Consider the following 25,971-nt stretch of genomic DNA (forward strand, 5'->3'; position numbering starts at 1 on the left):
ATATATCATGATGGCCATCATGATTAAGCTCCGACAACCTTAAGGCTTGCGGCAAGATTTCGCGAGCCAGATAGAGAAAAAGCTATGGCTACGTTTGAATCAAAAGGACATAAGACCGCGTTTGTGACCGGGGCGTCCAGTGGCATTGGCAGGGCGGCCGCTTTATTGCTGGCCCGGGCAGGCTACCGAATGATTGGCACTAGCCGGAAGGCGGCGCCGGACGAGATACGCGAAGGCATCCGGATGATCGCTTGTGATGTGACGTCTGAGACGTCCGTCTCGGCTGCTGTGGCGCTGGCACATCAAGAACTTGGCCGTATCGACAGCCTGAGGGGTAGCGGAGCCGCGGCACCTTGGCCTGCGCCGCCGTAAGAATCGTAGCCGCAAGATCGCAAGCTCCAATCATCGGCTCGCTCGCGGGCAAGGCAGGACCACCATGATAAACGCATCCAAAGCGACGACATCAGCACAGCGCTACAGCGACGCCCCCAACCGCTTCATCACCGTCGGGAAAATCCGATTTGCCTATCGGGAGCTTGGTCCGCGCGGCGGGGTCCCACTGGTGTTGCTAAATCACTGGGGAGCGGTGCTGGACAATTTCGACCCGCGAATTGTCGACGCGCTGGCAGCCGCACATCACGTGATCGCGGTAGACTATCGGGGGATCGGCCTTTCCAGCGGATCGGCTCCGGTGACCATAGATGAAATGGCCCGCGACGCGATGGACATGATCGGCAAGCTGGGATTTGGCACGGTTGATCTGATGGGCTTTTCGCTGGGCGGCTTCGTCGCACAGGATATCGCACTGAAAGCCCCGGTCTGGTACGCAAGCTGATCTTGACCGGCACTGGCCCGGCCGGTGGAACCGGAATTGCAAGGGTGGGGGCAGTGCCTTGGCCACTGATCATCAAGGGCATGCTAACGCTGCGCGACCCGAAAACCTATCTGTTCTTCACCTCGACCCCCAATGGTCGCCGCGCAGCCAATGACTTTTTGGCGCGTCTGAAAGAGCGCAAGCTGGATCGCGACAAAGGTCCGACACCCCGTGCCTTCCTGCGCCAGCTTTCCGCTATTCAGGCCTGGGGCCGCCAGGCGCCGCAGGATCTGGGCCGGACCCGTATTCCTGTTCTTGTGGCCAATGGCGATAATGACATCATGGTGCCCACATTCAACCGTCGCGACATGGCCCGGCGCATTCCAGATGCTGAACTGGTGATCTACGAAGACGCTGGCCACGGCGGGATCTTCCAATACCACGCTAAGTTTGCACCGAAAGCCTTGGCTTTTTTGGCTGCCTGACCTGACAAAAGTTTCACACTGGAGAAAGCCCGTGAAAGCCTTCGTCGTCGACAAATACAAGAAGAAGGGCGAGTTGCGGCTGGCCGACATGCCCGATCCCCGGATGGGCGCGGACGATGTTCTGGTGCGTATTCAGGCCACCGCGGTCAACCTTCTGGATTCTAAGGTGCGGGACGGCGAATTCAAGCTGTTCCTGCCGTATCGTCCGCCCTTCATTCTAGGCCACGATCTGGCGGGAACGGTTGTAAGCGTCGGCGTGAATGTGCGGCAATTCAAAGCGGGGGATGAGGTTTACGCCCGTCCGCGCGATCACCGGGCTGGCACATTTGCAGAGTTCATTGCGGTTGATGCCGCCGACGTGGCGCTGAAACCTGCGAGCCTTTCCATGGAGCAAGCCGCATCGATCCCGCTGGTCGGACTGACCGCCTGGCAGGCGTTGGTCGAGGTGGGCAAGGTCAAGCCCGGCCAGAAAGTGTTCATTCAGGCCGGTTCCGGCGGGGTTGGGACCTTTGCCATCCAGCTTGCCAAGCATCTTGGCGCCACTGTGGCCACCACGACCAGTGCGGCGAATATTGACCTGGTCAAAAGCCTCGGCGCTGATGTGGTGATCGACTACAAGACGCAGGATTTCGAACAGGTGCTGTCCGGCTATGATCTGGTGCTGAACAGCCAGGATGCCAAGACGCTGGCAAAGTCGCTGAACGTGCTGAAACCGGGTGGAAAGATGATCTCAATCTCCGGCCCTCCGGATGTTCCCTTTGCTAGATCTCTGGGGCTGAGCCTGTTCCTGCGCTTTGTAGTGCGGATGCTGAGCCGGGGCGTTCTGAAGAAGGCGAAAAGCCGAGGCGTCGAGTATTCCTTCCTGTTCATGCGCGCAGAAGGACAGCAGTTGGCCCAGATCGCCAAGCTGATCGACTCCGGTGTGATCCGTTCGGTCGTGGACAAGGTGGTTCCCTTTGCCCAAACGGCGCAGGCCTTGGCCTATGTCGAGTTCGGACGCGCCAAGGGAAAGGTCGTGGTCACCTTCAAGAGGTAGGTCTATGGCCTGCTGCCGGTTATGGGATTTCGCTGTGGCGCAGGGGCCTCTTCTCACCAATCTCGGCATATTTGTGTGAGACAACAAGTTTCTACGAGCGCAGTTGACAACTGCCCCAGTGGTTCAGTTCATCAAATACGACGAACATGGGCAAAAGGTGAACATACTGGTCTGGGATGACCACCTTCTGAATCCCATGGAGGTTATCGAGGCGATTTGGCAGGAGGTACCTGATTTCAAAGAGTCCTACGAGATTTGCAATGGACCGGTCTGAACCAGCCAAGCCGCATCAACTGCGCAATGCCGCGGGCGTCCTTCTTGTCGGTCTTGACCGGCATCGTCTTAAAGGCTGCACGCACGTGACGCGTCTCGATCAGCTCGACGGAAAGACCTGCTTTCACCATCCCGGCATGCAGCCACTGCGACAACGGGCCGGCCTCCAGACCAATGCGCTCCATCGCCACGCCATGCGTGCCAAACCAGGCGATCAGCGCATCCGGTTCGCTGAGGATCTTTGCTTCCCGCACGATGCGGCCATCCGCATCCACCACGCACACGCTCGAGAATTCCAGGGATACGTCGATGCCGGCATACTCTTTCATGGTCGTCTCTCCGTGATGCTATGGAGCAGGCCACTCCCGACTCTGCGACACCATCATCGTGAGGGACGACCACCCGTCCTTCAAACCTGGCGGACCAGGTTTCGCCCGTTACACCATCTGGTAGGATAAAATAAGAACATTGCCGTCTGCGCGGCCCCGGCGGAGCAACCGATGACATGGGCAGTTCGCCGCCTGGCGTGCGGCTTAACCACAGCGCCTCGCACTCTCGGCAAAGGCCATCATCAGAGGTCCGACGCCCTTGGCGTCATCGGCCACCACTTGCTCCGAGAGGTAGTAGCCGGGCGAGCCGTCACGATAGTTGCCTTCGAAGCCGCCGAGGCCAGCGACACCGACAATTGTTGTTAGTCGAGTGACACCCTCGCTATCAACGACAAGGCGCCTCGAAATCAGTGCATTGAGGGCGCGCTGGCCGGCCAAGATGGCTCGATCAGCCTGAGAAAGACCTAAACGGGCGGACCGCAGCAATGCGTAGGCAAACATGGCAGAGGCAGAGCTTTCCTCATAATTGCCCGCCAGATCGGCCTCATCGAGGACTTGCGTCCAGAGGCCGGACGGCGTCTGGCGTGCCATCAATTCGTCAAGCAGCAGGCTGGTCCTCAAACGTAGCGCTGCGGTCGCCCTGTCGTTGGGTAGAAGCGCCAGCGCATCAACCAGTGCCATTGCCAGCCAGCCGACGGCCCGGGCCCAGACCGCCGGCGACCTGCCTGTAATCGGGTCGGCCCAACTTTGCTTCCGGCTGTCATCATAGCCGTGCACGTAGAGGCCCTTGGCGGTCGCGGTGAGCGCAAGTGCTGTCGCGAACTGCTGAAGCGCATCGGCAATCAGAGCCGGATTGTCGGTCGCAAGTGCGTATTCGATCTGAAACGGGAGACCCATATAGAGCCCGTCGAGCCAAACCTGGTTAGGGTAGCGCTGCTTGTGCCAATAGTTGCCCGCAAGTATGCGCGGATGGGTTTCAAGTTGGCCTGCAAGTTGGTCCGCCGCTGTCCTGTAGCGACGATCGCCTGTTTCTGCGGCCAATGGGAACAGGACGCGTCCAGCGAGAATGTGGTCGATATTGTACTCGGCAGGATCGTACCCGAGGAGTGTGCCGTCAGAACCGACCTGGCGATCGACGAGCCGGTGCAGGTGCTCGCTCCAGCGCCCCTCGCCTGTCGCCTCGAAAAGCAGCCGAAGACCGCGATAGATGCAGCCGTCCTCGTAGCACCAGCTCCCGCCCTTGTACGGGATGTAGCGTTGCGCGAACTGGTCGAAATAGGTGGTCGGGTCCATCGGATATCTCATTCAAGGGAAACGGAAATCGAGGCTTTGCTCAAGAGCGCAGGTTCATCGCAGTCGACGTCGGCGCACTCGGCGACGATCGTCTCGTGCCGCATCGGTCGCACCCGGTCAGCCATGATCGGAGGCGTAGCGGTCGCGTCGCCGCGATAGGACGCGATCTTCAACCGGCGAACTCTGATGTTGCGGATCGGTGCTTCCGGCAGCCCGAGAAATGCCCCTGCCGCGTGCGCGAGCTTGCGGATTTCGACGTCCTCAACGGTGACGCCATCGATGATTGGGGTTCCCGGGCCGGTAGCAGCCGGCCGGCGCGATTGCACCCACTCGTCGTGGCCGTCCGCGTCGCAATGATAATGGGCGTTGGCCGATAGCGCCGTCTCGACGCCATCCATGAGAACTCGCCGCATGGCAATGTTCGTGATCGAGCCGCCGCGACCGCGCCTTGTCTTCAGACGCAAGCCGCGATCGGTGCCGATCATCTCGCAATCCTCGATGGCGACATCGTGCACGCCGCCGGACATTTCCGAGCCAATAACGAGGCCGCCGTGGCCGCGCTCCATCAGGCAATGGGTGACACGGATGCCGCGAGTTTCGGTAAGGTGATCGTCTTCGCCATTTGGCCCGCGCTTTCCCGCCTTGACTGCGATGCAGTCGTCCCCCACGGAAAATCGCACGCCGGCGATCGTGACGTCGCGGCAGCTTTCGGGATTGAATCCATCGGTGTTCGGGCTGTCGGGTGGGGCGGCCACAGTGAGGCCTGCGGCAATCAGCCGGCTGCAGCCCTGCGGATGGATCGTCCAGGATGGCGCGTTGCGGATGGTAAAACCGAGCAGCTTCACATCGGCACAGGAAACGAGGTGAAGGCCGCGCGGGCGGCGAGCGCCGTTACGGGTTTCCTTCGGCCAGCTCCACCAATCACCCAGGTCTCCGGATCCGTCGAGCGTGCCCTCGCCCTCGATCACCAGGCTTTCAGCGGCGATGGCATGTATTGGAGCGGAAAAACAGGCGGAGGGTAGTCCCTCCCAACTTCCAAGCATTTTGCCTTCCGCGTCGCGTGCGTCGAGGATGGGCCAACCCGTGCGACCTGAAGGTGCCCTAAGGATCGCTCCCTTGGAAAGGTTGAGGGTCATGCCGCCCTTGAGCCGGACAGGAAAGGCCGTCCAGTCTCCCTCGGGCAGGCGCAGCGTGCCGCCGGCCGGCACGGCGACGACAGCATCCGCCAGAGCGGCAGCGTTGGTGCGGGCACCCTCGAGATCGTCGTGACGGATGCCGGGGACAAGACCGAACGCGGTTGGATCGATCAGACCGGCGCAGGCTGCCGTTTCGAACTCGAGCGGCTGGAACCCGTCGACTTCGAGCCGATAACGACAAAGGGGGCGAAGGTCATGAAAAAGCCTCACGACCGTCGTCGCCGCGCCGTCCCGCACGTCGTCGTCGCCAGTCAGCGCCGAAAGCCGCCAGGACGCCGGCTCAGGCAGGCGATAAAGCGCTCCGGCTTTAGGCAGGCAAAGCGCTGCCGTTCGCGCTGACAGCGCGATGATGGACGGTCGGATCATGGTCTCGTTCTCTTGGCTTTTCCGGTAGAGTGGACCCGCCGCGGAAACCGTGGCGGGACATCTGACGATCAATCGAACTCGGCAAGCACGTCGTTCACCGTATCGATGATCTGTGCGGCTGCCTCATCCGCCTTCAGCTGGCCATAGGCGTACTCCTCCAGCGTATCGATGAAGGCTGCGCGCACCTCCGGATGCTCGTTGAAAGGCGAGACGGCCGGACCGCTTGCGGCAACGACGATAGCGTTTGCTGCGCGCACTTCCGGCTCGCCCTTGTCACCGAGGCGGGCAGCGGCGGCCTTCGACGCCGGCAAGCCGCGCGAGGTGCCTAGAGCATCGATGCCCTCCGGTTCGTTCAGCAGGCAATTGACGATCTGCGCTGCCGCATCGGGGGCTTTGGAGTTCTTTGAGATCGAGAAGACCATGGAGGGCTTGCGATAGACGCCTTCCGTCACCGCATTCGGAAGCTTCAGCATTGCCACGGGCTTCAAGACCTGACCGTCCTTCAACGGGTCTGAATATTTCGAATAGGTCGAATCCCATTCGTAGGAGCCGGCAATCTTGCCGTCGGCCCAGGCGGGCTTTTCGAACAGATTGACGTTGCCATCGGCTGCTTCTTCCTTCTGCGACCTGATCGCCCCGGTCTCGACCAGCTTACCCAGGAACGATATGCCCTCCGTAAGCTCCTCCGGTGTCCAGGCAACGCGATTGGTCGCGGGATCGACCAGATCCTTCCCGGTCTTCTGGACGACAGCCAGGGTCGTCAGGAGTTGCGCCGTCTCCTTGACGGCATTGAAGGTGTAGTAGTCCTTGCCGAGCTTCTCCTTGATGGTCGCCGTTGCCGCAAAGAATTCGTCCCAGCTTTTCGGAATGGCGACGCCTGCCTTTTCGAAGGTCGTGGCGTTGAAAAAGAAGACGCGGCCCGTCGTCGAAACCGAAAGCCCCTGCAGCACGCCGTTCATCGAACCGGCCGACAGATCCGCCTCACTCCAGTTGGAAAGATCGATCGCTTTGAGCTTGCGCAGATTGGCAAAACCGTCGCCATTCTTCGAGAACAACGGCAACCACGGCCAGTTGACCTGAATGATATCGGCTTCGGTCTTGCCGGCCATCTGGGTCGTCAGCTTTTCAAGGTAACCGTCAAAGCCGGTGAACTCGCCTTTGACCGTGTGGCCGTATTTTTCGCCACAGGCGGCGATCGCCTTCTGGGTGGCGACGTGGCGGCTCTCGCCGCCCCACCAGGCCATACGCAGTTCGGCGGCGTGCGCCGTCGTGCCAAAGGCCAGAGCGCCATAGGCGACAGTGGCCAGTGCTGCGATCATTCTTTTCGTTCTCATCGAATTTCTCCTCCTTGGAATGGGGCCGAACGCTGCCTCCTCACAGCGAGACGTTGCGGCCATCGGTCTTGTCGAAAACATGCAGGTGATCAGGATCCGGGCGCAGGCGGATCACGTCCGATTGGCCAAGTGCCTCGAACTCGGCGGCGCCCACGACGCTCACCAGCTTGCGGCCATCAAGGTCGGCATGCAGGTAGACTTCGTGCCCCATGAACTCTGCATTGCTGAGCCTTGCAGACAGACCCGGCCCATCGGCGACGAGCGAAAGATGTTGCGGGCGCATGCCGAGCACGGCCTCAGCAGGTCTCGCCGAAAGCCTGCGCTCGAGATGGGCGCCAAGCGCCAGCCGCTGGCCTCCGATCTGGAGTTCGCCACCTTGAAGCGTCGCATCGACAAGGTTCATCTCGGGGCTTCCGATGAAACCGGCGACAAACAGGTTTGCCGGTCGATTGTAGAGCTCCTTGGGTGTTGCCACCTGCATGATTCGGCCAGCCTGCATGACGCAGATCCGGTCTCCCATGGTCATGGCTTCCGTCTGGTCGTGGGTCACGTAGATCACCGTCGAAGACAGGCCTTCGGCCTTCAGCTGTCTGTGCAGATCGGTGATGCGCACCCGCATCGAGGCCCGCAGCTTGGCATCGAGATTGGAGAGCGGTTCATCGAAAAGGAAGACGCCCGGCTTCTTGATGAGCGCGCGCCCGAGCGCCACGCGCTGCGCCTGACCGCCGGAGAGCTGCTTCGGCAACCGGTCGAGCAGCGGCTCAATCTCGAGGATCCTGGCGACGTGCTTGATAGCTGCGTCGATCTCTGCCTTCGGCTTGCCGGCAATCTTCAGCCCGAATGCGAGGTTGCCGCGCACCTTCATGTGCGGATAGAGCGCGTAGTTCTGGAACACCATGGCGATCGAGCGCTTGCCGGGCGGCAGATCGTTGACGCGCTGGTCGCCGATCACGATCTCGCCGCCCGAGATCTCCTCGAGCCCCGCGACCATGCGCAAGGTGGTCGACTTGGCGCAGCCGGAGGGGCCAACGAAGACCATGAACTCGCCATCCTCGATGTCGAGATTGATGCCGTGGACGGCCTTGAACGCGCCGCCATAGATCTTTTCGAGGTTTTTCAGTTGAACCTTTGCCATGGTCAGCCTTTGACTCCCCCGGAGGAGATCCCTTCAATGAAATACCGTTGCGCAGCGAAGAACACGACCAAAGCCGGTGTGATCGTCAGCACCGACATTGCGAGAATGCGGTTCCATTCGAAGGCTTCTGTGGTGTCGATGGAGAGTTTGAGCGCGAGGCTCACGGGATATTTGTCGACCGAGGACAGATAGATCAGCGGCCCGAGGAAATCGTTCATCGTCCACATGAACTGGAACAGGCAGACGGAGATCAGCGCCGGCGCCAGCATCGGAACGACGATGTAGACGAGCGTCTGGAGACTGTTTGCGCCATCGACGCGCGCCGCCTCTTCCATGTCTGCCGGCAAAGAGCGCAGGAACTGCACCAGCATGAAGACGAAGAAGGCATCGCCGGCAAAGGCTGAGGGCACCCATAGCGGCAGGAAACTGTCGAGCCAGCCGAGATCGCGGAACAGGATGTATTGCGGGATGCGCGTCACGACATTCGGCAAGAGCAGGATCGCGATCACCGAAGCGAAGAGGATCTTCTTGAACGGGAAATCGAACCGCGCGAAAGCGTAGGCCGCCATGGTGCAGGAGATCGCCGTACCGATCACCTTCGGCAGGATGATCAGGAACGAATTCCAGAAGAACCGGCCGAAGGTATAGGGCGTCGAAGTCTGCCAGCCTTTGATGTAGCCGTCGGCGGTCGGGTTGTCTGGCAGGAAGCCAGCGCCGGCGAAAATCTCCGAGTTGGTCTTGAAACTCGCGCCGACCAGCCAGATCAGCGGATAAAGCATGACGAAACCGACTGAAAAGAGCAGCACGTAGCGAACTGTCGCCGACAGCAGGCGAAGCCTTGCCCTGCGTACGGCCTGGTGGCCGTTGAACGTTTGAAGATCGACCATGGCTCAGTTCCTCTTGTCGCCGGCGTAGAAGACCCACTTCTTCGAAGACCAGAAGGCGACGAGGGTCAGCACGGTAATGATGGCAAAGAGCACCCAGGCTATGGACGAGGCATAACCCATGTTGAACTTCTTGAACGCCTCGTCATAGATGTAGAGCGGCAGCAGGTATGTGGCCTTCAGAGGACCGCCCTGAGTGATGATGTAGGGGCCGTTGAACTCCTGGAACGCCTGCACCATCTGCATGATGAGGTTGAAAAAAATCACGGGAGTCAGCAGCGGCAGGGTGATCCAGAAAAAGGTCCGCACCTTGCCCGCGCCATCGATCGCCGCTGCCTCGTAGAGCGACTTGTCGATCGATTGCAGTGCTGCCAGGAAGATCACCATCGCCGAACCAAACTGCCAGCAGCGCAGAAGCGTGATGGTGAAAAGCGCATTGGTCGGATCGCCGAACCAGTCGACCGGGGCAAGCCCCAGCGTGGCCAGCATCATGTTCGCAAGTCCCTCCGAAGCAAATACGTAGCGCCACAGGACGGCGATGGCGATCGACCCTCCAAGGATCGATGGCACGTAGAACGCCGTTCGGAAGAGGCCGATAAATTTCAACCGGTAATTCAGGATCGCGGCGATGAAGAGTGCAAAGGCGAGCTTCAACGGCACGGTCAGGAACACGTAGAGCAGCGTGACGTTCAACGACTTGATGAAGGTGCGGTCACGGGTAAACAGCCGCTCGTAGTTGGCGAGCCCCGTCCAGCGCGGCTCGCTCATCAGGTCGTAGCTGGTGAAGCTCAGGTAGAACGAGCTGATGAACGGGATGGCCGTGAAAATCAGAAGGCCGATGACGTAGGGCGCCAGATAGCCGAGCCCGAGAAGGCGGTGTCCTTTCATGCCGCTCCTCCCGGAGGGCACCGAAATGCTGCCTTTATAGATACAGTTTCGTACAAATTACGCTCCCGGATCGGCACGGACGAAAGCAGGACTCTCCCTTTTTCGCCACGAACCGATCCCTCCTCCCAGACGATACGGTGCGCACAAGCGGCTTATGCGGTGACAATCACCCATCTCTCCTGCAGAATGAATTCACAAAGGCGAGGAAAAAGATGGACGAAATTGAAGGTGGCATTCTCTCTGCGATTCCACCGACGGCGCTGAGCCTCAATCTGACGCGAGCCGCTATCCGCATGGAGCACTCGCACACCTGGCGGATCGACAAGTCCAATGAGGTCGATGACCTTGTGATCTGCCTCGAAGGGCGCGGGCATTACCTGATAGACGGCGAACCTCGGATCATGGAGCCGGGTGACGCGATGCTGATTTTGCGTGGCCAGCGTTTCGTCGGATGGAATGAGGGGCGGGAGACCTACCTCGGCGTTGCGCAGCACTTTACGCTCGATATCTACGGGCGCCATAACCTTATCGCGCAGATGGACCTACAACCGAAATTGCGCCTCACGCGCTGGGCGCTTCTCGAACCGCTGGTCCGGCACTATCGCCAGAGTGTGCCTCCCTCCTCCGTCACGCTCGGTCAGCATCATCTCTTCATGGTGCTGCTCATTGCTTTTATCGAGGACGCATTCATCGGATGGCGGGACCACGCCACTTATCAGCCCGAGGGCGCCGATGCGATCGACCTTGCTGTCATGAAAGCTGCCACGATGATCTCCGCCAACCCGCTCGATCCGGAGATTGCGACACGAGCGGTCGATGCATCGCCCTATAATCGCGACTACTTCCTGCGCGAATTCCAGAAGCGAGTGACCCGCACGCCGCGAAAGTACCAGGAACTGAAACGCATGGAGCGCGCCATGCATTTCCTTGAGGCTGGTCTTTCCGTGGCGGCTGCCGCAACCGAAGTCGGCTATTCCGATCCCTATTACTTCTCCCGCATGTTCAAGCGGACCTTGGGCCTCAGTCCGCGCGATCACCTGAACAAGGTGCGCCAGAGTCGAGATGGTGGCTTGATGCAGCTTGACGAACCCGAGCAAGCACTTGCGCTCGCGGACGGACTTGCGGCCAACCAGTAGGAGACGCGGTCGGCACCGTTGAGATCAACGCACGTCCCGCCTGCTGGGGGAGCGCGTGGTTGGCGCGTTGGCCTCCCGCGCTGTTCTCACCCTTGAGATACTTTGAATTCCGAGAGCGCACCGCGATCGATCTCGATGCCGAGACCGGGCGCGTCCGGGATGGCAACGACACCATTCACGGTTTCGATCGGCGTCTTCAGCACCGCCTGGCGGAAGGGATTCTCCGTCCGGTCGAACTCCATGATCGGCTCTATCGGGTTTACCCGCACCGGATCTGGCGTCATCGCCGCCATGAACTGTAGTGCAGCGGCAAGATGCACGCCGGTACCCCAGACATGCGGCACGATGCGAACGCCATGCAACGTCGCAAGACTTGCAATCTTCGCCATCTCGGAGAACCCACCGCAGCCGCAGAGATCCGGCTGCAGGATGTCGACGGCGCGGCTCTCGATCGCTGGCCACATGCCGTAACGGGTGTGCCAGGTCTCGCCGCCGGCAACCGGGATGGGCTGCCCGGCTCTCACCTCGCGATAGGCCGAAAGCTGTTCCGGCACCACTGGCTCCTCGAACCAGTCGATATCGTAGTCCGCCGCCGCCTTGCCGAGGCGGATCGCCTCGGTGACGGTGTAGCCGTGATTGGCATCGATCATCAGCCGCATTTCATCGCCGATCGCTTCGCGCACGGCACGGATGACGCGCAGGTCTTCGTCGATGCTAAAGCCGATCTTGATCTTGCAGGCGTGAAACCCCTGCGCCCGGCGTTCCGCCATCTCCATGGCATTGTCGGAGACGCGATCGACGCCGTCGCGCTTGAAGCTGCCGGTCGCATAGGCGCGCACGCTCTCGCGCCAGCGGCCACCAAGCAGCATCGAGACCGAGGCACCGTAATGTTTGCCCTTGATATCCCAGAGCGCGATGTCGATGCCGGACAGCGCCGTGATCGCCAGACCGCGCTGCCCCTGATCACGCAGCGCATTGTAGAGAATCGCCCAGAGTTTTTCGGTCTGGCGCGGGTCCTGGCCGATCAGCCAGGGGGAATAGGCCGCGACCACGGCCGCATTGGGTCTCGCCGGCCCAAGGCATTCGCCCCAGCCGACGGTCCCGTCATCGCATTCGATCTCGACTAGCACATGCGCGCGCCGATCAAAGCGCATCGACGCACTTTCGAACGGCACCGCCAGCCGATGCTCGAGGAGATGCGTGCGGACGGCGGTGATCTTCATGCCACTCCTCCCTGCCCGTCACGCTTTGCGCTTGTGACTGCCGATGAGGGCGTCGAGCATCTCGACTTCGGCCCCCGTCAGGTCCTTGAGCGGGCTGCGCACCGGACCCGCATCGAACCCCTGCAGGCGCACGCCCGCCTTGACCGCCGAAACGGCATAGCCCTTGGCGCGGTTGCGGATGGCCATGAACGGATAGAAGAAATCGTTGAGGATGCGCTCGCAGGTGGCGCGGTCGCCGCTGCGCAGCGCCGCATAGAACTCGTTGGCAAGACCCGGAACGAAGTTGAAGACGGCGGACGAATAGGTGGTGAAGCCAGCACCGAGATAGGCTTCGGCGAACAGTTCCGCCGTCGGCATGCCGCCGAGATACATCAGCCGGTCGCCCATCTTGGCGGTGACCTGGCGCACGAGGCCGATATCACCGGTGCCATCCTTGAAGCCGATCAGGTTCGGGCATTCGTCACAGAGCCGCGCCAGCGTGTCGGGCTGCAGCACGGAGTTGTCACGGTTATAGACCATGACACCGATGCCGACCGACTGGCAGATCTGCTTCACATGGGCGTAAAGCCCTTCCTGCGGCGCATCGATCAGGTAGTGCGGCAGGAGCAGGATGCCATCGGCACCGACCCGCTCGACCGAGCGGGCGATATTGACCGCCATCTCCGTGCCATAGCCGCAGCCGGAAACGATCGCCGTTTCGCCAGCAACCTCCTTGGCGGCGGCAACGATGCCGGGGATTTCATCGGGTTTCAGCGAGAAGAACTCGCCGGTTCCGCCGGCAGCAAACAGCACCGGCGCCTTGTAGCCCGCCAGCCACTCGACATGCGCCTTGTAGCTTTCCGGCGCAAAGCGACCGTCCTTGTCGAAGTGCGTCACCGGGAAGGAAAGGAGGCCCGATCCAAGCGCGGCCTTGATCTGTTTTGGGGTCATTTCTTTTAGTCCTCTGCGTGTTTTCAGAATGGAAATTTCGAATGAGATGAGCCGGTTTGGCACGAACTCATCATATAACATGTATGATGAGTTCGTGGTCGGCATCACCATCAGCGGGCCAGCCAACCACCGTCCACATTGAGAATGGCGCCGTGAATGTAATCGGCCGCAGCCGACGACAGGAAGACGGCAGCGCCGGCGATGTCTTTGGGCCTGCCCCAGCGATTGGCTGGGATGCGATCAAGGATCGCTTTGTTGCGATCCGGGTCGTCGCGCAGCGCTTCGGTGTTGTTGGTTTCGATGTAGCCGGGCGCGATCGCGTTCACATTGATGCTCTTCGCGCCCCACTCGTTGGCAAGCAGCTTGGTGAGCCCCGAGACGCCGTGCTTGGACGCCGTATAGGAGGGCACGCGGATGCCCCCCTGGAAGGAAAGCAGCGATGCGATGTTGACGATCTTTCCGGGCCGGCCCTTTGCCAGCAGTTCCTTGGCGAATGCCTGGCAGGTGAAGAACAGCGCTTTGACGTTGACGTCCATGACGTCGTCCCAGTCGGCCTCGCTGAATTCCACCGCATCGGCGCGGCGAATGATGCCGGCATTGTTGACGAGGATATCGTAGCCCTTTCCGGCAAAAACGTCGCGTGCGGCCATGGGATCGGCGAAATCCAGAGCAAGCGAAGCGGCTTCCCCGCCGGCTCTTGCGATGATTTCAAGCGTTTCCTCAGGCGCGCGCCGCGCCGCGCAAGTCACCTCGGCGCCAGCCGCAGCAAGGCCTACGGCGATGGCCTGTCCAAGCCCGGTGTTCGCGCCGGTGACAAGGGCCTTATGACCTTGAAGGGAAAAGGGATTTGTCACTTCAGTTCCCCCGGCTGGATGAACTCCATGTCGGTATAGTCGACATTGTCGCCAGCCATGGCCCAGATGAACGTGTAGGAGCCGATGCCAGCGCCCGAATGAATGGACCAGGGGGGAGAAATCGCGCCTTCCTCGTTGGAAATGAAGAGATGGCGGGTTTCCTGCGGCTCGCCCATCAGGTGCAGCACTCGCGATTTTTCGTCCATGCCGAAGTAGAGATAGGCCTCCATGCGGCGATCATGGACATGCGCCGGCATCGTGTTCCAGACAGAGCCATCTTCAAGCGTCGTGTAGCCGAGGACAAGCTGGCAGCTCTCCATGACCAGCGGGTGGATGAACTGGTTGATCGTGCGCTTGTTGGAGGTTTCGGTCGTGCCGAGTTTAACCTCCTTGCTGCCCGCAATGGTCACGAGCTTCGCAGGCAGGCTGCGATGGGCAGGGCAGGAGGTGATGTAAAAGCGCCCTTCCCCGGAGAAGGTTACAGGCCCCGTACCCATTCCAAGATAGAGAACGTCGCCGCGGTTGAGGCTGTAGGTCCCCTGTTCGGTCGTGACCGTGCCGGTTTTGCCCACATTGACGATGCCCATCTCGCGCCGGTCGAGAAACGACGGCGTCTTGGTTTCCTCCACTTTGTCGAGCGTCAGCGGCTTGCCTGCAGGCACGGCCCCGCCCATCACGAAGCGATCGTAGTGGGTGTAGATCAACCGGATCTCGCCCGATCGAAACATGTCCTCAGCGAGAAAATGCCTGCGGAGGCCCTCGGTGTCGAGTGTCCTTGCGTAGTCCGGATTGACGGCCTGCCGCGTTTCGACGGTCAGCATGAATGTCCTCCTTCAGTGATTGCGACCAACATGTAATATGTGTTAGGCATAGTTGTATGATATGTCTGACAACGTCAAGAGGCAAATGCCAACCTCGATTTTCGATTGCAACTCCTCAAGGGGAAGACCTGGATTGAAACGCCTTCTCATCACTGGCGCGGCGGGTCAGCTTGGCCGCGTGATGCGCACACGGCTCTCTGGCCTGGCCGACACGATCCGCCTTGCTGATCGCACAGGTCTTGGAGCGCCAGCTGACCGCGAGGAGCTCATTCAATGCGATCTGGCCGACGCTCAAGCCGTGAACAACATGGTCGCCGGCTGCGACGGTATCGTCCATCTTGGCGGAGCTTCGGTCGAAGGCCCGTTTGAGGGGATCCTGCGCGGAAACATCGCCGGTCTCTACAATCTCTTTGAGGCTGCCCGCGCAAATGGCCGGCCGCGCATCGTCTTTGCGAGCTCCAATCATACGATCGGCTACTATCCGCAAGCCGAACGGCTCGATCCCCTTGCCCCATTTCGCCCGGATGGACTCTACGGGGTCTCCAAATGCTTCGGCGAGGCGCTTGCGCGCCTGTATTTCGAGAAGTTCGGGCAGGAGACGGCGCTGGTGCGGATCGGCTCCTGTACGCCAGAGCCAACGAATTACCGGACGTTGTCGACCTGGCTTTCTCATGGAGACTTCGCGTCGCTGATCGAGGCGATCTTCCGCGTCCCGGTTTTGGGCTGTCCCGTGATCTGGGGTGCATCGGCAAACGACGCCGGTTGGTGGGACAACGCACACCTCGGCTGGCTGGGCTGGAAACCCAGGGACAATGCCGAAACCTTCCGGACGCGCCTCGCGGAGGCCCCGCCGCAGCCCGGCCCCGACGAATCCACGGCTCGCTTTCAGGGCGGTGCCTATGTCGACAATCCGATCATTAGGGAGTGATGAATGATCTTCAAGCCGCATGGAAAACATCTGGTCGCAGGCGAATGGATCGCAACCGGGCAGACATTCAAGAGCGAGCCGGCGTCTGGCCCGGCCTTTGATTTCTCCGTCGGAACGACCGAACTGGCGAACAAAGCGGCCGAGGCCGCGGAGGAAGCCTTCTGGTCCTTCGGCTACTCGACCCGCGACGAGCGCTCAGCATTCCTCGACGCCATCGCCGACGAGATAGAGGCGCGCGGGGCGGCGATCACCGAGATCGGAAGCGCGGAAACCGGATTGCCGGGCGCCCGCCTTGAAGGCGAGCGCGCACGCACGACCGGCCAGCTTCGGCTGTTTGCCTCCCATATTCGCAAGGGCGAGTACCTCGACAGGCGACATGATGAGGCCCTACCGGACCGCAAGCCCCTGCCCCGTCCCGACATCCGTCTGATCCAACGACCGATCGGTCCTGTTGCCGTCTTCGGCGCTTCCAATTTTCCGCTGGCCTTCTCGACCATGGGCGGCGATACGGCCTCGGCGCTCGCGGCAGGCTGCCCTGTTGTCGTCAAGGGTCATTCGGCCCACCCGGGGACCGGCGAGATCGTCGCCGAGGCTGCCCTGGCTGCCATCAGGGCGCACGGATTGCATCCAGGTGTGTTTTCACTGATCCAGGGTGGCCGCCGCGACGTCGGTACGGGCCTCGTGACGCACCCGCTGATCAAGGCGGTCGGCTTCACCGGTTCACTTGCCGGCGGGCGGGCGCTCTTCGATCTTTGCGCAGGGCGGCCGGAGCCCATTCCCTTCTTCGGCGAACTCGGCTCGGTGAACCCCATGTTTCTCCTGCCGGAGGCGATCAAGGCGCGCGGCGCGGAGATCGCCAAGGGATGGGCAGGTTCACTCACCATGGGGGCCGGGCAATTCTGCACCAATCCGGGCATCGCGGTGATCCTTGCCGAGCAGGCGCCCGCCTTCGCGAAAGCTGCCCGCGCAGCACTTTCAGGCGTCGAGCCGCAGGTCATGCTCACCGAAGGCATCGCCAGGGCCTATCGCGAAGGACGCGACCGCGTATCGAAGGGGGGCGGCGTTCGCGAGATTCTCAGCACAAGCTGTGGTCAGCGGGATGTCACGCCCAATCTCTTTCTCGTCCCGGCGCGTGAATGGCTCGGCAATCATGTCCTTGCAGAGGAAGTCTTCGGTCCACTTGGACTGATCGTCACGGTCGAGAGCTTCGAAGAGATGATCGTGGTGGCAAAGCGTTTCAAGGGACAGTTGACGGCAACCCTGCATCTCGACGACGGCGATGTCGATTTCGCGCGCAAGCTCATGGTGATCCTTGAGCGCAAGGCGGGCCGTATCCTGACCAACGGTTATCCGACCGGAGTCGAGGTCTGCGATGCGATGGTTCACGGCGGTCCCTATCCCGCGTCCACCAATTTCGGCGCAAGCTCGGTCGGTACCATGGCCATCCGCCGGTTCCTAAGGCCCATCTCCTATCAGAACATTCCTGAGCGCCTGATGCCTCAGGATCTGAAGTCGGTGTAGCGACGGATTGCGCCATCACCCATCGATGGCGTATCCACAAACGGACCGACGAAGATCTTGGGGAGCGGCCCCTTACATGATGACAGCGACGACATCCGATCCCTCCGCCTTCCAGGGCAAGACGCTTGTGGCGCAGGTTACGGATGCTCTTCGTTCCCAGATAGCCAAGGGGCGCTACCATCCCGGCGACCGCCTGCCGTCCGAAGCGCGGCTCACCCAGGAATTCGGCGTTAGCCGCACCGTCGTGCGCGAGGCGATTGCGGCCTTGCGCTCCGATGGCCTGGTCGAACCTCGGCAGGGAGCGGGCGTGTTCCTGCTGGAGCAGGCCGCGTCCGCGCGGCCGCCGTTTCAACAAGTCGACCTCACGCGGGTGTCGTCGCTGATCGAGATGCTGGAGCTTCGAACCGCAGTCGAGGGCGACGCGTCCGCACTTGCAGCCCTTCGCCGCTCGCCCGGTCAGGAAGGCAAGCTCATCGAAGCCTTTGATGCCTTCAGGGCCTGTGCGGTTGCGGGCAAACCGACCGCCGAGGCTGATTTCGCCTTTCACGTCGCGATCGCCGAGGCAACCAACAATCCGCGCTTTAGCGAGTTTCTTAAGGCGCTCGGACCGGCCCTCATCCCCCGCCGCGCCATCGTGGACAGCGGCGAGGAGGCTGTTCTTTCCGCTGACGAGCTCAGCCGCCTTGTGGACGAACACGAAGCAATTCTCTTAGCGATACAGAACGGCGACGAGGATGCAGCACGCGCGGCGATGCGCAACCACCTCAAGAACAGCCAGATCCGCTACCGCTCCATGTTGCGCGCCGCACGCTGAGTATGCGCGTCTGCGGCCGCCCTTGCATTCGAACAGATAACGGCTAACATGCCAGACAGGTTCGACACAGGCGGAGTGAAAATGGAAGCCGAAAACAATCACGTTCGCGGCACCTCGCTGGCGGCGAAGATCAGCGCTGCACTGCGCCGCGAACTGACGGAGGGTGTATTTCGCCCCGGCGACAGGCTTCCGAGCGAAAGCGCCCTCACAAAGGAATATTCCGTCAGCCGGACTGTCGTTCGGGAGGCGATCGCGATCCTGCGCGCAGACGGTCTTGTCGAGGCACGCAAGGGCGCCGGCATCTTTGCCCTTGAAACCCAGCAGGACAAGAACCAGCCCTTCAAGGACCTTGCAACGCAACGGATTTCCTCGGTGATCGAACTCCTTGAATTGAGGACGGTTTTCGAGGTGGAATCAGCAGGGCTTGCTGCATCTCGTCGCTCGGCGGCACAGATAGAGGCAATCCTCGAGGCCCATCACCGTGTCGGCGAATGCCTGCAATCGGGCGCGCCCACGCGTGACGCTGATTTCGAGCTTCACCTGGCGATTGCGGAGGCCACTCAGAACCGACGCTTCCCGGAGTTTCTTCAGTTGATCCGCTCCGGCATCATCCCGCGCGGCGAATTGCAGGGGTCGGCGCCCGGATCGCGCCCGAAGGACTATAACCTCCACCTGCAGGAGGAGCACGGCCAGATCGTCGATGCCATCATCGAGGGAAATGCGGAAGCCGCGCGTGAACGGATGCGCGCCCACCTTCGTGGAAGCCTGGAGCGCTACAAGGTGCTTCTGCGTTCGCGCACCATGGCAATCGAAGAAAATTGATCGGGAAGCCGACAACATAGTTGTCATACAAGTATGAGAACATGTACGGTGATGATGTTATACAACATCACCGAGGTTCACATGACTCTTCCCACTTTCCCCGCAGTGTCGCCGGACGCTGGCGTCACCCGTCAGGTTCTTTCCGATTCCCCCGAACTCATGGTCGTGTCGTTTCGCTTCGAATCCGGCGCCAAAGGCAAGTTGCACAGACATTCGCACGTGCAATCCACCTATGTGGCGCGCGGCCGTTTCCGGTTCTTCCGCAACGGCGAGGCCTATGAATTGCAGGCAGGCGATAGTCTCGTTATCCCCGGAGACACCGAGCACGGGTGCCAATGCCTTGAGGCGGGCGAGCTTATCGACTGCTTCACGCCCCGGCGCGACGATTTCCTGTGACCGGTTTGGCTTGACAGCATGACAAACCTGTGACAGGTTTGCCAAAGTTGTCATACAGGATAGGAGCCTGTACCGCCTTACCTTCAGGCGACTGACACACGGAGGAACTATGTCACTACGCCGCATCCGCTTCTATGGCGCGGCCGGACAGATCGGGACCATCGCGGTCACGCTGCTCGGCCTGCTTCTCCTGACCTTTTTCATCGGCCGGCTGATGCCCGCCGACCCCGTTCGCGCCATCGTCGGAGAAGATGCGACCCGGGAGACGTACGAGCAGGTCTACCGCTCGCTGGGTCTCGACCGACCGCTCTGGGAACAGTTCTTCTATTACCTGGGAGACGTCTTCACCGGCAATTTCGGTACCTCCATTCGCACCGGCCAGCCTGTCATCCAGGATATCCTGCATGTGATGCCGGCGACGATCGAGCTTGCCACCTTCGCGATCCTCATCGGCGCGGGGCTTGGCGTTCCGCTCGGCGTCCTAGCCGCCGTCAACAAGGATCGCTGGCCGGATCATGTCGTGCGCGTCTTCAGCCTCTTCGGTCATTCTATGCCGATCTTCTGGACTGGCATGATCGCGCTGATCGTTTTCTACGCCCATCTCGGCCTCGTTGGTGGCAGCGGGCGGATGGACCAGTTCTATATCGGCCTTGTCGAGGAACGAACCGGCTTCCTCTTGATCGACAGCCTGGTGGCTGGCGAGATGGATGTCTTCTGGTCCGCCGTCAACCACATCATCCTGCCGGCTGCTCTCCTTGGCTATTCCTCATCCGCCTATATCACGCGCATGACGCGCAGCTTCATGCTCGACCAGCTCGGCCAGGAATATGTGACGACAGCGCGGGTGAAGGGTCTTTCGCGCAGCCAGACGATCTGGCAACACGCCTTTATCAACATCCGCGTCCAGCTGGTCACCATCATTGCGCTTGCCTACGGCTCGCTGCTCGAAGGGGCCGTGCTGATCGAGACGGTTTTTGCCTGGCCGGGCTTTGGCCAATATCTCACCAGCAATCTCATTACCGGCGACATGAATGCTGTCATGACCTGCGTGCTGATCGTCGGCATCATCTTCATCGGGCTCAACCTCCTGTCCGATGTTCTCTACCGCATCTTCGACCCGAGGACACGCTGATGGACGCACGCGTTCAACCCACCTTCCGTCTGCCGGCACCCGTTCAAGCGCTGAAGAACATCGTTCTTTTCCTGCTGAAGAGCCCGACTTCGACCTTCGGTCTTTTCGTGCTGGCGTTGCTTGTCCTTGTCGCCGCCTTCGCGCCGCTGATCGCCACCCATGACCCCTATGCGCAGGATCTCGCCAACACCTTGCAGGCGCCCGGCAACGGTCACCTGTTCGGCACCGACGAGCTTGGCCGAGACATCTTCAGCCGGCTGGTCTTTGGCGCGCGCATCACGCTCACGATCATCTTCCTCGTCTCGATCGTCGTCGGTCCGATCGGTCTCATCATCGGCACGACGGCCGGTTACCTCGGTGGCAAGGTCGATACGGTGATGATGCGGATCACCGACATTTTCCTGTCCTTCCCGAGCCTCATTCTCTCGCTCGCCTTCGTCGCAGCGCTCGGTCCAAGCCTGAACAACGCCATCATCGCGATCGCGCTCACCTCCTGGCCGCCCATCGCACGGCTGGCGCGCGCCGAGGCGATGACCTTCCGCAAGGCGGATTACATTTCGGCTGCGCGACTGCAAGGGGCCTCCTCGACGCGCATCATCTTCAAGTCGATCATGCCGATGTGCCTGCCTTCGGTCCTCATCCGACTGACGTTGAACATGGCGACAGTCATCCTGACCGCCGCCGGCCTCGGCTTCCTCGGGCTCGGTGCGCAACCTCCGCTTCCGGAATGGGGCGCGATGATTGCGACCGGCCGCAAGTACATGCTGGACAGCTGGTGGCTCGTCACCTTCCCGGGCATCTCCATCCTTTCCGTCAGTCTCGCATTCAACCTGCTTGGCGACGGTTTGCGTGACGCGCTCGATCCGAAGCAGATGAACCGGAGATAGCCCCATGGAAAAGACCATTCTCGAAGTCGAGAACCTGCGCATCCGCTATGGCGGCGCTCCGACGGACGCAGTGCGCGGCGTCTCCTTCACTCTGGGACGCGAGCGTCTCGGTATCGTCGGTGAAAGCGGCTCCGGCAAATCGACGGTCGGACGCGCGCTTTTGCGCCTTCTGCCCGGCGCAACCATCACCGCCGACCGGCTTCGCTTTGCCGAGCTCGATCTGCCGTCGCTCTCCGAAAAGGAAATGCTCAAGGTCCGCGGCCGGCGCATGTCGATGATCCTGCAGGATCCGAAGTTTTCGCTGAACCCCATTCGCCGCGTCGGCGACCAGGTGGCGGAAACCTATCTGCGGCACTTCAGGTGCTCGAAGGCCGAAGCGCGCGACAAGGCCCTTGCCATGCTTGAAGCGGTGAAGATCCGCGACTCGAAGCGCGTCTACGACCAATATCCGCACGAGATATCCGGTGGCATGGGCCAGCGTGTCATGATCGCCATGATGCTGCTTGCCGACCCGGACCTCGTCATCGCTGACGAGCCGACTTCGGCGCTCGATGTGACGGTGCGGCTGCAGGTGCTGAACATCCTTGATGGTCTTGTCCGGGATCGCGGCATCGGCCTCATCATGATCAGCCATGACTTGAACCTGGTGCGTAACTTCTGCGACCGCGTCCTGATCATGTATGCCGGTCGAATCGTTGAAACCTTGGCGGCTGCGGACCTCGACAAGGCCAAGCATCCCTATACGCGCGGCTTGCTCGCGGCGCAGCCGCGGATCGGCGGCGGGCGCGCACCGCTTGCCGTGCTTGATCGCCGTCCTGAATGGCTGGAGGAAATTGCCTGATGTCCGTTTCAGTCGAATGCCGCGATCTCGCTATCACCTTCGGCACGGGTCCAACGGCCGCCAAGGTTCTTCCAGGCGTCACCTTCTCGGTGCAACCCGGCGAGTGCTTCGGGCTCGTTGGCGAAAGCGGCTCGGGCAAATCCACAGTCCTGCGCTGCGTTTCGATGCTGACAGACATTTGGACCGGTGACATTCTCATCGGCGGAAAGCCGGTGCGCGACATGCCGCTCATCAAGCGTTGCCGCATGCTGCAGATGGTGTTCCAGGACCCTTACGGCTCGCTGCATCCGCGCCAGTCGGTGCGCACCGTCCTCAACGAGCCGCTCGTCATCCACAAACTTGGTGACCGCGAAGAGCGCATGCGCAAGGCCATCACCGATGTCGGCCTCCCGATCTCGTTCCTCGACCGGTTCCCTCACCAACTCTCCGGCGGCCAAAGGCAGCGGGTGGCGATCGCTCGCGCGTTGATCCTCGAGCCATCGCTGTTGCTGCTCGACGAGCCGACGTCGGCGCTCGATGTTTCGGTGCAGGCGGAGATCCTCAACCTGCTTCAGCGCCTGCGCGAAGAACGTGGCTTCACCTACATCATGGTGACGCACGATCTCGCCGTGGTCGACCATATGTGCGACCGCTTTGCCGTCATGCTCCATGGCGAAATCACCGAAGTTCTGCCGCGCGAGGCGATCCCCGGAAATCGCGCGACCCATCCCTATGCCCGCGAACTGATCGGCGCCTCGCTGGAATATGAGGGCGCGCACTGAAGCTCCCGCAAGCCAACTCCATTGCAAGGCTACCCTCCTCGGCCTGCGATGCGTGAACAAAATTCTCCCCCGACTTGCCCGGCCCAGTGCCGGGCTTTTTCTTTGCCGGGCCTTTCTTGCTGCGGGGGACGAGCACTGGAGTTTATCGGCAATTCACCATGCCCGACGTCGGCAATGTCGGCCCAAACGCGGTTGCGGCCTGCAGCTGCCCCAAGAACCGCCGCGCGCCCTCGAGCATTTTCGTGCTCCCGCGCACGGCGCTCGTTCACCGACATGAGGCGCAGCGGGATTCACTGCGGACAACACCGCATCGATCGAGATGGGGGTCAGGTGAAGCACATGTCCGACCTCGCGCCGGTCGCCGCGTCAAGCCGTGGCCGGACTTACGGCGGTCGATCCGGCGCCGTTCCCGATCATTTCAAGAGAGTAAGGGGCGGCGTTCCTTAAAGCGACAGGCGGTTTCATTTGCGCTCGCAAAAAACGGAAAAAGGCGCGTCTCGCGACGCGCCTTTTTAGATTCGATACAGGCCAAGGGCCGGGATTACCGTTCCTTCTTCACCCCTTCGAAACGCGAAAGCCAGGGGCTGACGATCATGCCCTTCACGTCGCTTCGGAAGGCTGCTGTGTCGACGACTTCCGAGAACGGCTGGATCGACATGACGATCTCGTCCATGTAGGTCTGTACGCCTTCATAAAGTTTGATCTGCTTGGCGGTGTCGCGCTCGACCAGCGCCTCCTCGATCATCTTGTTCAGCTTTTCGTCAAAGAAGCTGGTACGCCAGCTCTGGTAGTTGGTGAGCTTCGCGTCATCAGAATTGTTCGGGTTATAGGCAACGGACCTGAGGTTGTTGTCCGGGTGCGGCTGCTGGCCGCCGCCACCACGGCCAAGCAGCAGTTCGAAATTGCGCTCACGCATCGCGCCGTAGATCTGGTCTCCCGAGCCGCTAATGAGTTCGGCCTGAATACCCGCCTGGCCAAGGGTGTTCTGGATGGCGGTCGCCGCCTTCATGAAGGGGTCTTCGGAAAGGACGCGCAAGGTGGTCTTGAAGCCGTCCGGATAGCCCGCCTCGGCAAGCAGGGCCTTGGCCTTCGCGACATCCAGCTTGTAGCCTTCATCCGGCAAAGCGCCGAGGACCCCCGTCGACAGCGGCCGCTGGTGCAGCTTGCCGTAGTAGGGCATCACCGCTTTGTCGAGACCTTCGTAGTCGATGAGATAACGAAGCGCCTCACGGACCTTCCTGTTGGCGAACCGTTCGTCCTTCATCGAAACGCTGAGGTAGTAAAAGCCCGAGCCCGGGGTCGATTCGATCGTGATCGCCTCGTCCGCTTCCAGCGACTTCAGATCCGGCGCCTGAAGCGAATAGGCAACGTCAATATCACCCTTTTCCAGTAGCAGGCGTTGCGACTGCGATTCCGGCAGGTGGCGCAGCAATACACGCTTCATTCCCGGCGCCTCGCCCCAGTACTCGCCATTGCGGGTGAGAATGATGAATTCGTTCGACTTCCACTGCGTCAGCGTGAACGGACCGGAGCCGGCCGAATTCAAGGTCAGCCATGCGGCCCCAAGATCGCCGTCCTTCTCGTTTTCGAGCGCCGCCTTGCTGTCGATGATCGAGCCGGGTCCGTTTTGCGCGAGGATCATCAGGATCAGGTTCGGGTCGTCAGCCTTCGCCAGATGCAAGACGAAGGTGCGATCGTCTTCGACGACGAACAGCTTGTCGGCCGCTTCCAGCGTAAAGCCGCGGGTCTTGAGGAAGGACGATTGCGCCAGATTGCGCGCAAGCAGACGCTTCAGGCTCCAGGCGACGTCCTCGGCGGTGACGGGATTGCCGGAAGCAAACTTGGCGTCGCTGCGCAGGTGGAACCGGATCGACATGCGGTCGTCGGCCACTTCCCAGCGTTCTGCCAGCCGCGGCTGAACGCTGCGGTCCTGCGGCGAGAGCACGACCAGCGTGTCATAGATGTTGTTCAGCACCTGGACCGTCTCGCGACCGGTGATGGCGGCCGGGTCGAGGGTCAAAATATTGCTCATGGTCGTGGCGACGACGAGTTGATCTTCCGGTGTTTCGGCCAGGACGACATGGGGCATCGTCGTGGCGAGAAGCGCACTGAATGCGACCGTTGCTAGAAAGTGTTTCATGCTTCCTCCTTTGCGGCCGTCCACTCGGGAAGCGGCCTTCCGATTACAAGATCCGCCGGCCTGTTCCTCCACAGGCAAAGACCGGATCAGCCAAGAATTTCGCCGACAGGCACGGCGAGCGCCCGTCCGATTGCTGCCGTGTTCGCGGCCTCGAGATGCACCCCATCGATCTCCGACGCCCGCGTGACCGAGCCAGCATCAAAGAACGGGTGGCCGAGCTCTTCTGCGAGCTTGCGGTAGAGCGGAGACAGCCGCTCGGATTCGGCCACGCTGCGGCCCGCCGCCGGATGTCCGCCAGGCCCGGGTGAGCAGGGAGGCGGCGCAACGATCAAAAGCTTCGGTTTCGCCCCCTTCGGTTTGTAGGGAAAGGTTTCGACGATCTGCGCGAGCCGGCGCATGCCGGAAACGGCCCCCTCTGCCCGCCCCCCATGGACAGGCTTGATGTCATTGGTCCCGAGCATGACAATGACGAGGTCGAGCGGCATGTGGCTGGCGAGCGTCACTTCCAGCGCCTTGGCGCCGTTGCGGCATGCGGGGCCCGCATGGTCGTCGTAGCAGGTGGTGCGGCCGCCGAGGCCTTCAGGGATGATCCTTGCCAGGCCACCGAGTGTTTCGCCCAGAACCTCAGGCCATCGCCCTTCCGGCGGATGTCGCAGGCCCGTTGCCGGGTCGGCGCCCCAGGTCAGGCTGTCTCCGAAAGCGAGAACGGTTTTCATCGCAAGGTCCCCCGCT

Annotated in this window: 24 protein-coding genes and 2 pseudogenes; 13 read left to right on the forward strand and 13 right to left on the reverse strand. The window is 61.3% G+C overall.

What is annotated here, in order from left to right:
• The first annotated feature begins 84 nt into the window (after positions 1–84).
• The 3 genes and pseudogenes from AC070A_RS31705 to AC070A_RS31715 all read left to right on the forward strand — a co-directional run bounded on the left by AC070A_RS31705 (position 85) and on the right by AC070A_RS31715 (position 2,335).
• Positions 85–372: an SDR family NAD(P)-dependent oxidoreductase gene (locus AC070A_RS31705; protein ID WP_057248446.1), complete on the forward strand. Its 288-nt coding sequence runs from the start codon at positions 85–87 to the stop codon at positions 370–372.
• A 64-nt stretch (positions 373–436) separates the two neighbouring features.
• Positions 437–1,299 (forward strand): annotated as a pseudogene (locus AC070A_RS31710) (alpha/beta fold hydrolase).
• 31 nt (positions 1,300–1,330) lie between these two features.
• On the forward strand, positions 1,331–2,335 hold the full coding sequence (locus AC070A_RS31715; protein WP_113737997.1) for an NADP-dependent oxidoreductase: 1,005 nt from the start codon (positions 1,331–1,333) through the stop codon (positions 2,333–2,335).
• A gap of 251 nt (positions 2,336–2,586) precedes the next feature.
• Here AC070A_RS31715 and AC070A_RS31720 read toward each other — a convergent pair.
• The 7 genes and pseudogenes from AC070A_RS31720 to AC070A_RS31750 all read right to left on the reverse strand — a co-directional run.
• Positions 2,587–2,937, reverse strand: a pseudogene (locus AC070A_RS31720) (IS110 family transposase); the annotation flags it as partial.
• A gap of 204 nt (positions 2,938–3,141) precedes the next feature.
• Positions 3,142–4,230 (reverse strand): glycoside hydrolase family 88/105 protein, encoded by a 1,089-nt coding sequence (locus AC070A_RS31725; RefSeq protein WP_057248448.1) that lies wholly within the window; start codon positions 4,228–4,230, stop codon positions 3,142–3,144.
• An 8-nt stretch (positions 4,231–4,238) separates the two neighbouring features.
• A complete protein-coding gene (pglA, locus tag AC070A_RS31730) occupies positions 4,239–5,792 on the reverse strand; it encodes a polygalacturonase PglA (RefSeq protein WP_112997105.1) in 1,554 nt (517 codons plus the stop codon).
• 68 nt (positions 5,793–5,860) lie between these two features.
• Entirely contained in the window at positions 5,861–7,126 is a 1,266-nt protein-coding gene (locus tag AC070A_RS31735; protein ID WP_113737999.1) for an ABC transporter substrate-binding protein, read from the reverse strand.
• A gap of 40 nt (positions 7,127–7,166) precedes the next feature.
• Positions 7,167–8,261, reverse strand: a complete 1,095-nt coding sequence (locus AC070A_RS31740; RefSeq protein WP_057248451.1) for an ABC transporter ATP-binding protein — start codon at positions 8,259–8,261, stop codon at positions 7,167–7,169.
• 2 nt (positions 8,262–8,263) lie between these two features.
• Positions 8,264–9,148, reverse strand: coding sequence for a carbohydrate ABC transporter permease (locus AC070A_RS31745; protein WP_057248452.1), 885 nt, complete (start codon positions 9,146–9,148; stop codon positions 8,264–8,266).
• A gap of 3 nt (positions 9,149–9,151) precedes the next feature.
• Complete coding sequence (locus AC070A_RS31750) at positions 9,152–10,033, reverse strand: carbohydrate ABC transporter permease (RefSeq protein WP_057248453.1); 882 nt, start codon at positions 10,031–10,033, stop codon at positions 9,152–9,154.
• Positions 10,034–10,245: 212 nt separating this feature from the next.
• Here AC070A_RS31750 and AC070A_RS31755 point away from each other — a divergent pair, with 212 nt between their 5' ends.
• Entirely contained in the window at positions 10,246–11,169 is a 924-nt protein-coding gene (locus AC070A_RS31755; protein ID WP_057248454.1) for a helix-turn-helix domain-containing protein, read from the forward strand.
• Positions 11,170–11,255: 86 nt separating this feature from the next.
• Here the strand turns inward: AC070A_RS31755 and AC070A_RS31760 are convergent, their stop codons facing one another.
• The 4 genes from AC070A_RS31760 to kduI form a co-directional block, all read right to left on the reverse strand.
• Positions 11,256–12,392 (reverse strand): mandelate racemase/muconate lactonizing enzyme family protein, encoded by a 1,137-nt coding sequence (locus AC070A_RS31760; protein WP_492383626.1) that lies wholly within the window; start codon positions 12,390–12,392, stop codon positions 11,256–11,258.
• An 18-nt stretch (positions 12,393–12,410) separates the two neighbouring features.
• Entirely contained in the window at positions 12,411–13,322 is a 912-nt protein-coding gene (kdgD, locus tag AC070A_RS31765) for a 5-dehydro-4-deoxyglucarate dehydratase (RefSeq protein WP_492383627.1), read from the reverse strand.
• 110 nt (positions 13,323–13,432) lie between these two features.
• Positions 13,433–14,176: a 2-dehydro-3-deoxy-D-gluconate 5-dehydrogenase KduD gene (gene kduD / locus AC070A_RS31770; RefSeq protein WP_058329609.1), complete on the reverse strand. Its 744-nt coding sequence runs from the start codon at positions 14,174–14,176 to the stop codon at positions 13,433–13,435.
• Positions 14,173–14,997, reverse strand: coding sequence for a 5-dehydro-4-deoxy-D-glucuronate isomerase (kduI, locus tag AC070A_RS31775; protein WP_057251606.1), 825 nt, complete (start codon positions 14,995–14,997; stop codon positions 14,173–14,175). Before kduI ends, kduD begins: the two co-directional genes overlap by 4 nt.
• Before the next feature lie 133 nt (positions 14,998–15,130).
• Between kduI and AC070A_RS31780 the strand changes: the two genes are divergently transcribed.
• The 9 genes from AC070A_RS31780 (at position 15,131) to AC070A_RS31820 (ending at position 23,099) form a co-directional block, all read left to right on the forward strand.
• Entirely contained in the window at positions 15,131–15,925 is a 795-nt protein-coding gene (locus tag AC070A_RS31780) for an NAD-dependent epimerase/dehydratase family protein (RefSeq protein WP_112997352.1), read from the forward strand.
• Positions 15,926–15,928: 3 nt separating this feature from the next.
• The gene (locus AC070A_RS31785) at positions 15,929–17,446 is read left to right on the forward strand and encodes an aldehyde dehydrogenase (NADP(+)) (RefSeq protein WP_113736856.1); all 1,518 of its coding nucleotides are present in this window, start codon (positions 15,929–15,931) and stop codon (positions 17,444–17,446) included.
• 76 nt (positions 17,447–17,522) lie between these two features.
• Positions 17,523–18,260 carry a FadR/GntR family transcriptional regulator gene (locus AC070A_RS31790; protein ID WP_113736857.1) on the forward strand — a complete coding sequence of 246 codons (738 nt, stop codon included), beginning with the start codon at positions 17,523–17,525 and terminating at the stop codon, positions 18,258–18,260.
• 81 nt (positions 18,261–18,341) lie between these two features.
• Positions 18,342–19,082, forward strand: coding sequence for a FadR/GntR family transcriptional regulator (locus AC070A_RS31795; RefSeq protein ID WP_057251602.1), 741 nt, complete (start codon positions 18,342–18,344; stop codon positions 19,080–19,082).
• 81 nt (positions 19,083–19,163) lie between these two features.
• On the forward strand, positions 19,164–19,478 hold the full coding sequence (locus tag AC070A_RS31800) for a cupin domain-containing protein (RefSeq protein ID WP_057251609.1): 315 nt from the start codon (positions 19,164–19,166) through the stop codon (positions 19,476–19,478).
• Positions 19,479–19,587: 109 nt separating this feature from the next.
• Entirely contained in the window at positions 19,588–20,610 is a 1,023-nt protein-coding gene (locus AC070A_RS31805; RefSeq protein WP_057251601.1) for an ABC transporter permease, read from the forward strand.
• Positions 20,610–21,497: an ABC transporter permease gene (locus tag AC070A_RS31810; RefSeq protein ID WP_057251600.1), complete on the forward strand. Its 888-nt coding sequence runs from the start codon at positions 20,610–20,612 to the stop codon at positions 21,495–21,497. Before AC070A_RS31805 ends, AC070A_RS31810 begins: the two co-directional genes overlap by 1 nt.
• Positions 21,498–21,501: 4 nt before the next feature.
• Positions 21,502–22,338, forward strand: a complete 837-nt coding sequence (locus AC070A_RS31815; protein ID WP_057251599.1) for an ABC transporter ATP-binding protein — start codon at positions 21,502–21,504, stop codon at positions 22,336–22,338.
• A complete protein-coding gene (locus AC070A_RS31820; RefSeq protein ID WP_057251598.1) occupies positions 22,338–23,099 on the forward strand; it encodes an ABC transporter ATP-binding protein in 762 nt (253 codons plus the stop codon). The genes AC070A_RS31815 and AC070A_RS31820 overlap by 1 nt, the downstream gene beginning before the upstream one ends.
• A 541-nt stretch (positions 23,100–23,640) precedes the next feature.
• Here AC070A_RS31820 and AC070A_RS31825 read toward each other — a convergent pair.
• Together AC070A_RS31825 and AC070A_RS31830 are read right to left on the reverse strand one after the other, a co-directional pair.
• A complete protein-coding gene (locus AC070A_RS31825; protein WP_057251597.1) occupies positions 23,641–25,239 on the reverse strand; it encodes an ABC transporter substrate-binding protein in 1,599 nt (532 codons plus the stop codon).
• A gap of 86 nt (positions 25,240–25,325) precedes the next feature.
• The gene (locus AC070A_RS31830) at positions 25,326–25,955 is read right to left on the reverse strand and encodes an SGNH/GDSL hydrolase family protein (protein WP_057251596.1); all 630 of its coding nucleotides are present in this window, start codon (positions 25,953–25,955) and stop codon (positions 25,326–25,328) included.
• Positions 25,956–25,971: the final 16 nt, after the last annotated feature.

It is taken from the genome of Ensifer sp. GW101-20A05, assembly GCF_059424735.1.